The organism is Cystobacter fuscus (assembly GCF_044360685.1).
Taxonomy (GTDB): domain Bacteria; phylum Myxococcota; class Myxococcia; order Myxococcales; family Myxococcaceae; genus Cystobacter; species Cystobacter fuscus_C.
The window spans coordinates 2,000,510-2,014,407 of sequence record NZ_CP043491.1; the positions used below are offsets into that span (position 1 = coordinate 2,000,510).

At 71.1% G+C, this 13,898-nt stretch carries 10 protein-coding genes; 7 read left to right on the forward strand and 3 right to left on the reverse strand.

Going from position 1 to position 13,898, the window contains the following annotated elements:
- The first annotated feature begins 128 nt into the window (after nucleotides 1-128).
- The 5 genes from F0U63_RS08345 (at nucleotide 129) to F0U63_RS08365 (ending at nucleotide 6,813) form a co-directional block, all read left to right on the forward strand.
- On the forward strand, nucleotides 129-1,001 hold the full coding sequence (locus F0U63_RS08345; RefSeq protein WP_395845351.1) for a neutral zinc metallopeptidase: 873 nt from the start codon (nucleotides 129-131) through the stop codon (nucleotides 999-1,001).
- Nucleotides 1,002-1,103: 102 nt separating this feature from the next.
- Complete coding sequence (locus tag F0U63_RS08350) at nucleotides 1,104-2,120, forward strand: MBL fold metallo-hydrolase (RefSeq protein WP_395845352.1); 1,017 nt, start codon at nucleotides 1,104-1,106, stop codon at nucleotides 2,118-2,120.
- Nucleotides 2,117-3,472, forward strand: a complete 1,356-nt coding sequence (locus tag F0U63_RS08355; RefSeq protein ID WP_395845353.1) for an amidohydrolase — start codon at nucleotides 2,117-2,119, stop codon at nucleotides 3,470-3,472. The genes F0U63_RS08350 and F0U63_RS08355 overlap by 4 nt, the downstream gene beginning before the upstream one ends.
- 7 nt (nucleotides 3,473-3,479) lie before the next feature.
- Nucleotides 3,480-4,631 carry a hypothetical protein gene (locus F0U63_RS08360; protein ID WP_395845354.1) on the forward strand — a complete coding sequence of 384 codons (1,152 nt, stop codon included), beginning with the start codon at nucleotides 3,480-3,482 and terminating at the stop codon, nucleotides 4,629-4,631.
- A 13-nt stretch (nucleotides 4,632-4,644) separates the two neighbouring features.
- Complete coding sequence (locus tag F0U63_RS08365; RefSeq protein ID WP_395845355.1) at nucleotides 4,645-6,813, forward strand: bifunctional alpha,alpha-trehalose-phosphate synthase (UDP-forming)/trehalose-phosphatase; 2,169 nt, start codon at nucleotides 4,645-4,647, stop codon at nucleotides 6,811-6,813.
- 1 nt (nucleotide 6,814) lies between these two features.
- Here F0U63_RS08365 and F0U63_RS08370 read toward each other — a convergent pair whose 3' ends face one another.
- From F0U63_RS08370 to F0U63_RS08380, 3 genes are all read right to left on the reverse strand, one after another.
- Nucleotides 6,815-7,468: a hypothetical protein gene (locus F0U63_RS08370; RefSeq protein ID WP_395845356.1), complete on the reverse strand. Its 654-nt coding sequence runs from the start codon at nucleotides 7,466-7,468 to the stop codon at nucleotides 6,815-6,817.
- A 105-nt stretch (nucleotides 7,469-7,573) separates the two neighbouring features.
- Nucleotides 7,574-11,260 (reverse strand): DUF3857 domain-containing protein, encoded by a 3,687-nt coding sequence (locus tag F0U63_RS08375; RefSeq protein ID WP_395845357.1) that lies wholly within the window; start codon nucleotides 11,258-11,260, stop codon nucleotides 7,574-7,576.
- A 165-nt stretch (nucleotides 11,261-11,425) separates the two neighbouring features.
- The gene (locus tag F0U63_RS08380; RefSeq protein ID WP_395845358.1) at nucleotides 11,426-12,124 is read right to left on the reverse strand and encodes a phosphoribosyltransferase family protein; all 699 of its coding nucleotides are present in this window, start codon (nucleotides 12,122-12,124) and stop codon (nucleotides 11,426-11,428) included.
- Between the two features lie 106 nt (nucleotides 12,125-12,230).
- Between F0U63_RS08380 and F0U63_RS08385 the strand changes: the two genes are divergently transcribed.
- Entirely contained in the window at nucleotides 12,231-13,373 is a 1,143-nt protein-coding gene (locus tag F0U63_RS08385; RefSeq protein ID WP_395845359.1) for an AAA family ATPase, read from the forward strand.
- Nucleotides 13,370-13,825, forward strand: coding sequence for a hypothetical protein (locus F0U63_RS08390; protein ID WP_395845360.1), 456 nt, complete (start codon nucleotides 13,370-13,372; stop codon nucleotides 13,823-13,825). The genes F0U63_RS08385 and F0U63_RS08390 overlap by 4 nt, the downstream gene beginning before the upstream one ends.
- Nucleotides 13,826-13,898 lie beyond the last annotated feature (73 nt).

The following is a 13,898-nucleotide window of genomic DNA, read 5'->3' on the forward strand; positions in this document are numbered from 1 at the left end:
GGGGCTCTCGCGTGGGCTGCCTCCCCGCTCGCTCCCCTGACCTCCAGGCTCGGGGCGGGACAGGGTCGATGGGACGGGCCAGGCTGCCTACCTTGCAGCGTCACGGGGGTCGTCAGGAGGGGACGCGGATGAGATGGCAAGGTGGACGGCGCAGCTCGAACGTCGAGGATCGGCGCGGTCAGGGCGTGGGGCGCCCGTTGGCCTACGGAGGCGGGGCGGTGTCCCTGGTGGTGGCCCTGCTGGTGTACCTGCTCGGGGGCAATCCCGAGGACGTCCTCCCGCCGTCTTCCCAGGGCCCCTCGGTGGAGGTGGGCACGGGAGGGGCGGGGGCCCAGGCGGAGAGTCCCGCCGAGGCGCGGCTGCGGGACTTCGTGTCCGTCATCCTCGCCGACACCGAGGACACCTGGCCCGCGCTGCTGTCCGCCGCCGGGGTGCGCTACGCCGAGCCCCGCCTCGTGCTCTTCTCGGACGCGGTGGAGTCGGCCTGTGGCTTCCAGGAGAGCGCGGTCGGGCCCTTCTATTGTCCGGGGGATCAGCGCGTGTACCTGGACCTCGGCTTCTTCCAGGAGCTGGATGAGCGCTTCGGCGCGCCGGGGGACTTCGCCCAGGCCTACGTGGTGGCGCACGAGGTGGGCCACCACGTGCAGAACCTGCTGGGCGTCTCCGAGCGCGTCCAGTCGATGCGCGCCCGGTCCCGGGCGGATGCCAATGCCCTGTCGGTCCTCCAGGAACTGCAAGCGGACTGCTTCGCGGGCATCTGGGCCCACCACGCGCAGAAGCAGCGCCAGGTGCTGGAGCAGGGGGACATCGAGGAGGGACTGCGGGCGGCCTCGGCCATTGGCGATGACACGCTGCAGAGGCGCGCGGGCGGCCACGTCGTCCCCGAGTCCTTCACCCATGGCTCCTCGGCGCAGCGCGTCTCCTGGTTCCGCCGGGGCTTCGAACAGGGCTCGCTGGAGGCGTGTGACACCTTCCGCGAGGCGGGCTCGCGAGGCCGGTGAGCCGCTGGCCTGGACTTCGCGTCCGGGCCCGCTTGCACCCGGGGTTTCTCTCGGGCTGGGGTTCGGGGCGCGCACGGGCGGAGGCTCGGATAGACTCCCGCCATGAAACACGAGACGAAGTTCCTGAGCCGTTCGCGTCTGTCTCTCCACCGCGCGTTGGTGTCCCTGTCGCTCACCGGCGCCGCGGCCTTCTCCGCGCTGACGCCCGGAGCGGCGGACGCGGCCCCGCCCGCGCAGAAGCAGAGCCAGGTGCCCGGCTACTTCCGCATGCAGGTCGGGGCGTTCGAGGTCACCGCGCTCTACGACGGTTTCCTCCCGATCGATCTGAAGATGTACAAGGGCGCGAGCGCCAAGGACATGGACAAGCTGTACGAGCGGATGTTCCTGCCGAACCCCGCTCTGGGCGCGTTCAATGCCTTCCTGGTGCACACGGGCGAGCAGTTGATCCTGGTGGATACCGGCACGGCCACGGCTTTCGGTCCCACCCTGGGGGCCATCCCGGGCAACCTCCGCGCCTCGGGGTACGATCCCGCGCAGGTGGACCTGGTGCTGCTGACCCACCTGCACCCGGACCATGCCCGGGGGCTGCTCACCCCCGAGGGCCAGCCCCTCTTCCCCAACGCCGTGGTGCGGGCCGCCCAGGAGGACGCGGACTACTGGCTCGATGAGAAGCGGGCCAGCGAGGCGCCCGACGCCGCCAAACCCATGTTCCAGATGGCCCGCGAGGCGGTCGCGCCCTACGTGGCCGCGGGCCGGTTCAAGCCCTTCAAGCCGGGCGAGGCGCTGGCCACGGGCGTCTCCATCGCTCCCGCCCCGGGACACACCCCCGGCCACAGCGGCTACCTGTTCACCTCGAAGGATCAGAGCCTGCTGGTCTGGGGCGACATCGTGCACAACTTCGCGCTCCAGTTCCCCAGGCCGGAGATCGCCGTCGAGTTCGACGTCGACAGCCCCAAGGCGATCGCCACCCGCAAGCGGCTGTTCGCCGAGGCGGCCAAGAGCAAGCACTGGATCGCCGGTGCCCACCTGCCGTTCCCCGGCCTGGGACATGTGCGCGCCGAGGGCAAGGGCTACACCTGGGTGCCCGCGCAGTACGGCCCCGTCCAGACCACCCCATGAGCGCACCCACTCCCGAGGCACGCCAGACGTGCATCCGTGACTGTCACGCCCTCGTTCCGGACGCGAGTGGTGTGCTCACCCTGGCACGCCATCAGGACATCCTGATCCAGGGCTCGCGGATCTCGGAGATCCGCCCCACCGGAGCACCGCTGGCGCCGGGGGTGGAGGTGCTCGAGGGCCAGCGGATGATCGCCATGCCCGGGCTCATCAACACCCATGCGCACGTGTCCATGGTCATCTTCCGCGGACTGGCCGAGGACGTGTCCATCGAGCGGTGGTTCAACGACTTCATCTGGCCCCTGGAGAACAACCTCACCGACGCGGACGTGTACTGGGGCGCGATGCTCGGCCTCATCGAGATGATCGAGGGCGGCATCACCACCGTGGCCGACCACTACTTCTCCATGGACGAGGTGGCCCGGGCCGTCGAAGGCGCGGGGACGCGGGCGCATCTGGGGTGGACGGCGTTCTCCAGCCGGGGCTACCAGGAGCTCGCGCGGACCGCCTCCTTCGCGGAGCGCTGGAAGGGCGGAGCGGAGGGGCGCATCACCACGTGCATGGCCCCCCACGCGCCCTATACCTGCGATGACGGCCTGCTGCGCGCGTGCGTGGGGCACGCCAACCGGCTCGGGGTGGGCATCCACATCCACGCCGCCGAGGACATGAACCAGACGCTCGCCAGCGTGAACCGGCGGGGACACTCGCCCATCCAGGTGCTCCAGGACACGGGCGTGCTCGGCGTGCCCACGCTCATCGCCCACGGCGGCGGCCTGCTGCCCCAGGACATCGAGCTGCTCACCCGTCACCGCGCGCACGTGGGCATCGCCCATGCGCCCAAGACGTCGCTCAAGCTGGGCATGGGCCTGGCCCCCGTGCGCGCCCTGCGCAAGGCGGGTGTCCCCGTGGGGCTGGCCACCGACGGCGCCGTGAGCAGCAATACGCTCGACCTCTTCGAGGCCCTGCGCCTGCTCGCCCTGTCGCAGAAGCACGACGCGCTCGACTCCGAGGTCATGCCCCTCGCCGAGGTGCTCGACATCGCCACGCGGGGCAGCGCGGCCGCGCTGGGCATGGGAGACCGGCTCGGCACGCTCGCGCCCGGCTACCAGGCCGACATCGTCCTCGTGGACACCCGCGGCACCCACTGGCAGCCGCTCCACGATCCGATGGCCGGCCTCGTCTACAGCGCCCGCGCCAGCGACGTGCACACCGTCATGGTGGATGGCCGACTGCTCTTGCGCGACCGCCGGTTGCTCACGATCGACAAGGAGCGCGTCCTCGCGGAGGTGGCCAGCGGCATGGAGCGGCTGGCCCAGCGGGTGCCAGGCTCTCGCATCCAGCACTACCGGCCCTGAGCCGCCCATGCCCCGTCTCCTCGCTCCCTCCCAGGCGTGGCTCTTCGGCCGTGGTGTGGACCTCGCCGTCTTCGCGGGCAGCGCGCTCGTGTCGGTGGGGCTCGTGCTCGCCGCGCCGGGACTGGGCGCGGTGGGCGAGACGCCCCTGTGGGCCTGGGTGCTGCTCGTCGTCGGCGTGGACGTGGCCCACGTCTGGTCCACGCTCCTGCGCACCTACGCGGATGGGGAGGAGTTGCGCCGCCGGCCCGGCCTCTACACGGCGGCGCCCCTCGCCGCGTACCTGCTGGGCGTGTTCGCCTGGAGCCAGTCCCCCGGCCTCTTCTGGCGCCTCTTCGCGTACACCGCCCTGTTCCACTTCATCCGTCAGCAGTACGGCTGGGTGGCCCTCTACGGACGCAAGGCCCGCGCCTCCTCCACCGAGCGCGCCCTCGATGCCGCCGCCATCTACGCCGCCACGCTCGGCCCCGTGGTGTGGTGGCACGCCCACCTGCCTCGCGCCTTCTGGTGGTTCGTCGAGGAGGACTTCCTCGCCGGACTTCCCGCCTGGGTGGGCACCGCGGCGCTCGCCGTGCAGGGCGGGGTGCTCGCCACGTGGGCGGGCTTCCAGGGCGCACGGGCCCTGCGCGGCGAGGGGCTCCAGGTGGGCAAGGTGCTGCTCGTGCTCGCCACGGCGGTGACGTGGTTCGGCGGCATCGTGCTCGCCCGGGACGACTTCTCCTTCACGGTGATGAACGTCCTCCTGCACGGAGTGCCCTACTTCGCGCTGCTGCTGCGCTACGCGCGGGGCCGGCTCGCGGAAGGGGGCTATGGCGCGCTCGCCCCCGTGGTGCGTGCCGGAGCGCCCGCCGTGCTGGGCGTGCTGGTGGTGCTCGCCCTGGGCGAGGAGTGGCTGTGGGACGGGCTCGTGTGGCACGAGCGGCCCCGGCTCTTCGGCGAGTCGGGCCTGGTGTTGCCCGCGGACGTGCTGGCGCTCGTGGTGCCTCTGCTCGCGCTGCCCCAGGCCACGCACTACCTGCTGGACGCGTTCATCTGGAAGCCGGGCCGCGAGCCGGCCCTCCTCGTGCGGCTGGGGTGGGCCCCTCGGGGCGCGGCGGCTGAAGGTTCTAAAGCAGGCACCTCCCGAGATTCCTCGGTGACCCATCCGCGCCCGGCCAGCTAGAGACGCGGGGGTCATGTCCAGACTCCTGCTCGTCTCCAATCGGCTCCCCGTCACCGTCAAAGCGGACAAGGACGGGGTCTCCGTGGTTCCCAGTGCCGGAGGGCTCGCCACCGGGCTGAAGGGTCCGCATGAAAACTCGGGCGGGTTGTGGGTGGGCTGGCCCGGGGATGTCTCGCGGCTGACACCGGCGCAGAAGGCCTCGGTGGAGGAGCAGCTCGCCCAGCTGCGCTGCGTGCCCCTCTACCTGAGCTCGAGCGAGGTGAGCCGCTTCTACGAGGGCTACTCCAACCAGGTCCTCTGGCCGCTGTGCCACTACCTCCTCGAGCGCGTGCCCCGCCAGGATCGGGACTGGGAAGTCTACCGCAAGGTGAACGAGCGCTTCGCCGACCTGGTGGTGCGCCACTACCAGCCCGGCGACACCATCTGGGTGCACGACTACCAGCTCATGCTGGTGCCCGCCCTGCTGCGCGAGCGCCTGCCCCAGGCGCGCATCGGCTTCTTCCACCACATTCCCTTCCCCTCGAGCGAGATCTTCCGCACCGTGCCGCGGCGCATCGAGCTGGTGCGTGGGCTGCTGGGCGCCGACCTCATCGGCTTCCACACGGGCTCCTATGTGCGGCACTTCGCCAGCACCCTCACGCAGCTGCTCGGGCTGGAGAAGGTGGGAGACCACGTCGACCAGGATGGGCGGCGGGTGCGGCTGGGCGCCTTCCCCATGGGCATCGACGCCCGGGCCTTCGAGGAGCTGGTGCAGCAGCCGGCGGTGCTCGAGGAGGTGCGCGGGCACCGCGAGAAGGCCGCCGAGCAGCGCCTGGTGCTGGGCGTGGACCGGCTGGACTACACCAAGGGCATTCCCCGCCGGCTCCTGGCGGTGCAGCGGTTGCTCGAGCGCGAGCCCGCCTGGCGCGGCAAGCTGCGCTTCATCCAGGTGGCCGTCCCCAGCCGCACCACCGTGGAGGATTACGCCACCTACCGCGAGCGCGTGAACGAGCTGGTGGGACGCATCAACAGCCTGTACGGCTCGGTGCACAACGTCCCCATCCACTACCTCTACCGCTCGTTGAACCAGAAGCAGCTCGCGGCCCTCTACCGCGCCGCGGACGTGATGCTCGTCACGCCCATCCGCGACGGCATGAACCTGGTGGCCAAGGAGTTCTGCGCCTCGCGCCCGGACGAGGACGGCGTGCTCGTGCTCAGCGAGCTGGCCGGGGCCGCGGACGAGCTGGGCGACGCGCTGCTGGTCAACCCCTACGACGTGGAGGGCATGGCGGACGCGCTGGAGGCCGCGCTGGAGATGCCCGAGGAGGAGCGCAAGCGGCGCATGCGCGCGCTGCGCACCCGGGTGCTCGAGTGCGACGTGCACCACTGGGTGAATTCCTTCCTGTCGGCGCTCCAGGCGACGCCCACGGCGCCTCCCCGGGTGAAGCCCCAGGGCGCTCAGGAGGTGCTCCCCCTCCTGCGCGAGGCGCGCGAACTGCTGCTCCTGCTCGACTACGACGGTACGCTCGTGTCCTTCACGCAGCGGCCCGAGCAGGCCGCTCCGGACGAGGCGCTGCTCACGCTCTTGCGGCGGCTCACCGAGCGGCCCCACACCCGGGTGGCCATCGTCAGTGGCCGCAGCCGCGAGGTGCTGGAGGCCTGGGTGGGCGGGCTGAACGTGGGCCTGTACGCCGAGCACGGCCTGTGGTCCCGGTCCACGCCTGGCGCCACCTGGGAGTCGCTGGGAGGCGTGTCCACGGAGTGGAAGAGCCTGGTGCGTCCCATCCTCGAGTCCTTCGCAGCGCGCGTGCCCGGCGCCCTGGTGGAGGAGAAGTACGCGTCGCTCGCCTGGCACTACCGGCAGGTGGAGCCGGTGCTCGGGGCGCGCCTGGCTCGCGAGCTGCGCCTGCACCTGGGCGAGGTCTTCGCCCAGGGCCCGCTGGAGGTGTTGCCCGGCGACAAGGTGGTGGAGGTGCGCACGCGCGGGGTGAACAAGGGCCGCGTGGTGGGGCGTGTCACCGAGGGCATGGCTCCCGGCACCCGGGTGGTGGCCATCGGCGATGACCGCACGGACGAGGATCTCTTCGCCGCGCTCCCCGAGGACGGCATCGCCATCCACGCGGGAGGCAAGGAGTCGCGCGCCGGCTACCGGGTGAATGGCCCCGCCGAGGTGCGGCGGCTGCTCGCCGCGCTGTTGGACTGACTCAGAGCCGGATGTTCCCGTGCTCCAGCAGCGCCACGAGCCCCTCCTCCAGGGCTTGCCGGGCGCGGGTCATCTGCCGGTCGAGCAGCTCGTGGAGGCGCTGGTCCTTCTCGTCGCGCTGCGCGCAGCCCGCCGTGTACTCCCAGAAGCCGCGCAGGCCGCTGACGAGCCGCGCGAGCTGGGGGGCGCACTCGCACCCCTCCTGGGTGGACAGCTCCATCAACCGGCCGAGCTGCTCGGGGCTGAAGCGCGGGGCGTGGGCGGCGGGGGCCTGACTCGCGGGCCTGCCCGCGCGTTCGAGGTCGTCGAGGCTCCGGTGCAAGCGCAGGCGCAGCAGGCTCAGGGGCACCGGCCCCCGGAGGAAGCTCACGCGCGGTGAGCGGAGCGCGTCGATGAGGGGGGAGTGGGGCAGGCGGTAGCTGATGAGCGCGTGGCGGGCGCCCGTGCTCTCCATCATCCCGGGAACCAGCTCGGTGGGCACCTGACCCAGGTCCATGAAGTCCAGTGCGAGCACCTGGGGCCGGAGCCTGGGCACCTCCCGGAGGAAGGACTCACGGGACTGTCCGACCCACACGACTTCCAGCTCGTCGAGGGCCCGGGGATTGACCCGGACCTGGGACGGATAGCTATCTCCCAACAACGCCAGCTTCACCATGAGCGCCCCCCCTGCGCGGGCCTGGAGTGCTCGTCCAGGCGGTCGCGCGAAGAGGTCAGGATGCGCCAACCCCGGGAGCGTTACACGCGGCCCCCTGGGATGAGATCAGCGTTGGGCGGTGGGCGATGCGAGGCCGCGCAGGGTGACCTTGCGCGAGAAGCCTTGGTCCACCCGGCCGAGGAAGGCGCGGAAGGCGGCGTAGTCATCCGCCTTCACCCGGGCGGAGGTGAGCGCCACCTCGCCATCACACACCAGTTGCTGGCCCTCCTGCTTGTAGGTGAGCCGCACCCGGCCAAAGGGCGTCTCCTCCTGGAGGGAGGGGGGCAGCTCGGCCACGGAGTAGCCCGCGGGCAGCGTGTAGCGGAAGGTGAAGCGGTTCACCCACGGGCCGCTCATCATCAGATCGAAGCGGCGCTCGGCGAGCGAGGCATACGTCTGGGTGTAGGCGCGCCCGGTGCCGAAGGGCAGGAAGCGCAGCTGACCGGGGAGCGCCTCGGCGAAGCGGGGGATGGCCATGCGGAAGTCCACCTTCACGTCGTCGTCCAGGCGCGTGGTGTCGTTGAGCTTCACGTCGCGCACGGTGAGGCCGGGGAAGCTCTGCGCCCAGGCGCGCTCGAAGGTGGACTTGCGCGAGGACACGGAGCTGTAGGCGCGGCGGTACTCGGGCGCCATCTGCCCGCCCACCGTCGTGGCGCCGCCCACCTCGGCGCTGCCATCCGGACGCAGCGTCACGTCCATGGCCAGGCGCGTGGCGTTGTCGTCCGGCTTCGCCTCGGGGGTGGTGAGGAACGAGGCCTTGCCACCCGGCTCCACCACCAGCACGTTGGCCACCCGGTCCGCGCTGGGCAGCTCGCGCGCGCCGTGGAACTCGGCGGTGCCGTCCAGGTAGAGGCCGAACTGCGGCACGTAGACGATGGCGTGGTTGAAGGCCGCCAGGCTCGCCGGCTCCTCGCCGATGGAGCCCAGGTCGCGCATGCGCAGGAGCACCAGCCGGCTGTCCACCCCCGCCACCTTCAACATGGCGTGGATGAGGCTCGCCTTGTCCTTGCAGTCGCCGAAGCGCCGCGACAGCACCCGGTCCACCCGGTACGGCTTGAAGCCGTGGATGCCGAACTCCAGCGCCACGTAGCGCGTGTTCGTCACCACGAAGTTGTAGATGGCGCGCATCACCGCCTGCTGATCCTTGCGGTCCACGCCCTTGAGCACCGTCTCCACCGTCTGGCGCAGCTCCTCGTTGGGCGTGAGCTGATCCCTCACGAGGCCCCACCAGTAGCGGCCCACCTCGTCCCAGGTGCGGTAGGTGGAGACGTGGAGGTTGGCGGCCACCTCGGCCCAGCCGGGCATGCCGGGCTCGGGCACCACCTTGGCCACGTGCTTCGCGCTCCAGCGGTGCAGCACGCGCTCGCCCTCCGCGGGCTCGTGGGCGTAGGCCACCCCGGGCAGCTTCTTCTCGTTCCAGTAGAGGGGCCGCTCCTGGGGCATCTCCACGAGGAACTGGTAGCTCACCTTGGGATAGACGCCCTGCACGCTCTCCACGTCGCCCCAGTAGTCGGACAAGAGGTTGTCCTGGGCGGTGTCGTCCACGCGGTACTGCAACTCCAGCACGTCCCCGGCGGCGAGCGCGGGGAAGGAGAGCATCTTGGCGCGCGCGTCGTAGTACATGCCCGTCCAGGGCTCGTTGATGTTGCGGTCGCTCTCGCCGTAGCTGTCCACCACGGAGCCGTCCGGCTTGGTGATGCGGGCGCGGAGAATTCGCACCTCCTGCCGGTCCGGCGAGTAGGTGACGGGGTAGGTGCGGAAGGCGTCCACGCCGCGGGCGTTGAGCACCTTCACGGCGAACTGGTGCAGCCGGCCGGACAGGCCACTCTTCTGCACGCGCACGAAGGTGGTCTCCGTGAGGTAGACGGCGTCCTCGTTGGTGTAGCCGTCGGCCTCGCGCACCAGGGCCTTGGGGTCCAGGAGGTACTGGGCGCCGGCGCTGGCGGCCTCGCCCTTGAGGGCGCGCAGGGCATCCTTGAGGGTGGGGTTCTGCGGGCGCAGCGCGAGCGAGCGCTCGAAGGCGGCCATGGCCTCCTCGCGGTGGCTGGCGGCGAGCAGCGCGCGGCCCTCGCGCTCGTACAGCTCGGGCTCGTCCGGGGAGAGGGCGCGCGCCTCGGCGAAGCCGGTGGTGGCCGCGTCGAGCTGGCCATTGGCGGCGCGCAGCTCGGCGAGCTTCAACCGCGAGCCGTTGTCGAAGGGGTAGAGCGAGAGCAGCTGGGTGTACTCGCGCACGGCGGCCTCGAGCTGGCCGCGGTCCGCCAGCAGCGAGGCGAGCAGGGTGCGGCTGGTGCGGTCGTCATGGCGCAGCGCGAGCGCCACGCGCAGCCGGGAGGCGGCCTCCTCGGGCCGGTCCAGGGCGCGCGCGGAGCTGGCGGCGGCGCGCACCACGCGGGGGATGCGCGGCAGCCGCAGGAGCGTCTCCTCCACGAGCTTGTGCGCGCGGGCCGTCTCCCCGAGCGCCTCGTGGGCCCGGGCGAGCGTGAGCCGGACACCGGCCGAGTCGGGGGAGCTCGTCAGGTCGGGGGTGAGCAGCTCCAGGACGCGCTCGGGGTGGCCGCGCTCCAGCTCGAACTCGGCGAGCGCCACGCGGGCGCGCACCAGCGAGGGCGCGGCGCGCACGGCGGCCTCCAGGAAGAGGCGGCGCTGGTTGAGATCCTCACGGGCGGTGGAGGCGGCGAGCAGTTGCAGCCGCGCGTCGTTCGGGGCGGCGCGGGCGGCGCGCTCGGCCTCCACGGTGGCGGTGTGCTCGCGCTCGTCGAAGGCGCGGAAGTAGTCGAGCACGGTGGCGTACTCGCCGCGCAGGGCGGCGTCCGCGGGGGCGCGGGCCACCGCGTCCCTCAAGGAGGAGGTGAGGGTGGGCAGGAGCTGGGGCGCGGGGGTGGTGCCCTTGGCGATCGCGGGGGCGCTGGAGGGCAGGGTGACACGCAGTCGGCCGGGGGGATCCCGCCGCAGGTAGAAGCCGAGGGGACCCGACTCCTGGCACACCTTGACGAGGACGCGGTTGAGGCCCTTGCGCAGGCGCACGGAGACGCGCGTCTGATCCGGCCGGGGCAGGTTGTAGTGGTCGCTGCTGGCGGCCTTCTCACCATTCACCCACAGCCGGAAGGCGCCGGAGGTGCCCACGCCGAGCGCCACGCGCGTCTCGGCCGGGGACTCGAGCCAGGTGACGGCGTAGGCCACGGCCTCGCGGTTGGGACGCAGCGCGGCGCCCAGGTCGATGTAGCCGTCGTTGGGGGTGACGGACAGGGGGCGCCAGGACACGGGGCCCTTGGCGCCGGAGTAGCGGGCGGACAGATCGATCGCGGCGGCCTCGGGGCCGAAGTCGGTGTCACAGCCGGCCTTGCCCTCGTTGTCGAAGCCGCCGACGACGTAGAAGTCGCGCACGAAGCCGAGCGAATCCTGCCACTCGGCGGCGCGGTTGAGCCGGCCGCGGGCGCGCTCCAGGTCCAGCATGAGGAACTGCGCGGTGGCGCGGGTGCCGGGGTCCACGAACTTCCGGCTCGTGGCCACCTCGGTATAGGTCTTCGCCAGGAGGGTGAGATCGTCGAGGTCCGGCTCGAGCGCCTGCATGCGCAGCAGGTGCGCGGCCCCCCGGGGGGACGAGGCGAGGGAGAGGGCCTGCTCGGCCTCCTGTTGGGCCTCGGCGGCGCTCGGGTTGGAGACGGCCCGTGCGAGAAGCGGGCAGGCGAGCACGAGGAGTGTCGCGAGCCAGGGAGCGGGAGAGCGCGGGGCGAGCCGTGGGGTACGAGACATCCGTGTTCCTCGTCCGTCGGAAGGGGGGACCGGGGTGTCATTCCCGGCGCCGGTGAACAGCCGGACTTCGGGCAGCCTTCCCTGCATGCGCTGTTGGGAGCGGGCAGGCAACTGAAATGTCGAGGAACGTGCGAGGGGGCGGGCCCGGTGTCCGGGGGCCGGGGTTCAGGCGAGGGAGAAGGCGCGGGCGAGGGTGAGGACCTCCACGCGGAGGGCCCCGGCTTCCTGGAGGGCGGTGGCGGCGGCGCGGACGGTGGCGCCGGTGGTGAGCACGTCGTCCACGAGGAGCACGTCCCGTCCCGCCACGGAGGCGGAGGCGCGGAAGGCCTGGGAGACATTGAGGGCGCGCTCGGCCTCGGACAGGCCCACCTGGCGGCGCGTCTCGCGGGCGCGGTGGAGCAGTCCCAGGCTGGCCTCGCGGCCGGTGGCGCGGGCCAGGGCCTCCACGAGCAGTTGGGCCTGATCGTACTTGCGCTCGCGGAAGCGCTTGCCGTGCAGGGGCAGGGCGACGAGCAGGGTGGGGGCCTGGGAGAGGAAGTGGCGGCACTCGGTGGCGAGCAGCTCCCCGAGGACGGGGGCGAGTTCGGGGTGGTCCTCGTACTTGAAGCGGTGGATGGCGCGGGCGACGGGGCCCTCGTGGGCGAAGGGGGCCCAGGCGCGGGAGAAGGGCGGCGGCGCGTCGTGGCAGCGGGGACAGGTGTGGCGGGGGAAGGTGCCGGGCTCGGCGCAGGTGCGGCAGCGCGCGGTGGGCAGCCGTTCCACGGCGAGATCGCATGTTTCACAGAAGGCGGCGCGCACGGGCATCACCTTCGCGCAGGCGATGCACGCGGGCGGGTAGAGCAGTTCGAGGAGGGCCTGGAGCACACGGGGCGGACCGTGCAACCCGGGGGCCAGTGGAGTGTGGGTGGGTCGAGGATGCTTGTTGAAGTCTCCCGCCCTGTGTCAGCGTCCCCCGCCTCTGGGAGGACATGTGGCTGCTGATGTTCTGGAGGTCCGCAATCTCGGGCAGATCGCACATGCTCGCATCGAGTTTGGAGACCTGACCGTGCTGGTGGGTCCTCAAGCGGCGGGGAAGAGTCTCCTGTTGCAGACGTGGAAGCTGGGGCTCGACAGTGGGGAGATCGTCTCCGCGCTGCGTGATGCCGGGACCTCCCTGGAGAACAAGAACGAGCTGTTGGACGCGTACTACGGCGAGGGGATGAGCACGGCGTGGGTGGGGAAGACCCGGGTGTCCATCAACGGCCAGCCGTTGCGCCCGGAGGAACTGCTGCATGCCAGGAAGGCAGAGGGCCGCGTGTTCTTCGTCCCGGCTCACCGCGCCCTCCTCATGGCGGAGGGCTGGCCATCGCCCTTCATGCGGCTCAAGGCGGACACCCCGGCCGTGGCCCGCCTGTTCAGCCAGAGCCTGTATGACCGGTTCACCGGAAAGCAGGCGGGAGACCTGTTTCCGGTGGAGCGACGGTTGAAGCAGGGGGTGCGCACGCTGATCGACGATGCCGTCTTCCATGGAGGCACGGTGCGGCTGGAGAAGGCCGGATTGCAGACCCGGCTTCAGCTCGGCTACGGCAAGACACAGCTCCCGTTCATGACCTGGACCGCGGGTCAGCGTGAGTTCACGCCGCTCCTGCTGGGCCTCTACCGGGTTCTTCCCGAGCGGCGCAAAAGGAAGGAAGAGGACATCGAGTGGGTCATCATCGAAGAGCCTGAAATGGGTCTTCATCCCCAGGCCTTGACGGCGGTCATGGCCCTGGTCCTCGATTTGTTGTGGCGCGGCTACCGGGTCGTCCTGTCGACCCATTCGCCCGTCGTGCTGGATGTCGTCTTCGCCATCCAGTCCCTGCGGGACAAGAAGCAAGGCGCTCGGAGACTGCGCGAGGCATTCGGGCTCCCCGCCGGGGCGGAGAATGCGCGGTTCATCAGCGAGGCACTCAATAAGTCCACGAGGACCTACGCTCTGGAGTTCGATGAGGAACTCCGCGTCCACAGCCGGGACATTTCCAGCCTCGATCCAGGCGCCGATGACGCGGCGACGTCGGGCTGGGGTGGGCTGACCGGTTTCAGTGGGAGATTTGGAAAAGCCATCTCCGATGCGGTCAACGAGGAGGGCTCGTGAGCGTCCGCGAAGCACTGGCGCCAGGCATCGTGCTCGTTACTGCGGTCCACCCAGGCAAACGAGCCCTCCGAAAGGCCGATCGCGAGCGCATCGTCGAGTCCGCTGCCGCCCGGGTCGTCGACTCGCTCGATCTCGACACTCAAACCGCGGTCGAGCATGGCAATGAGAATCGATGGGACTACCTACTGGGAACGAGCCAGGCGGGCCTTCCGCTCATCGCGGTCGAGGTCCATCCGGCGAATACCGGAGAGGTCAAAGTCCTCATCGCGAAAAAGCGTGCCGCCGAAGCGGTGCTGCGCTCCGCGCTCAAGCCGGGCCAGACCGTGAAGCGGTGGTACTGGATCGCGAGTGGCAAGACGGTCATCACGCGCAACACGCCCGAGTCGAGGATGCTCGACGCCGCGGGCATCCGGCTCGTCGGCTCCCAACTGCACCTCATGCGCGATTCATGACCTTTTCTCACTGGGTTCAGCCGCCGCTCCGGGGGAGGATGCGGCCAGGAAATCACGGGAGACACGCGCACTC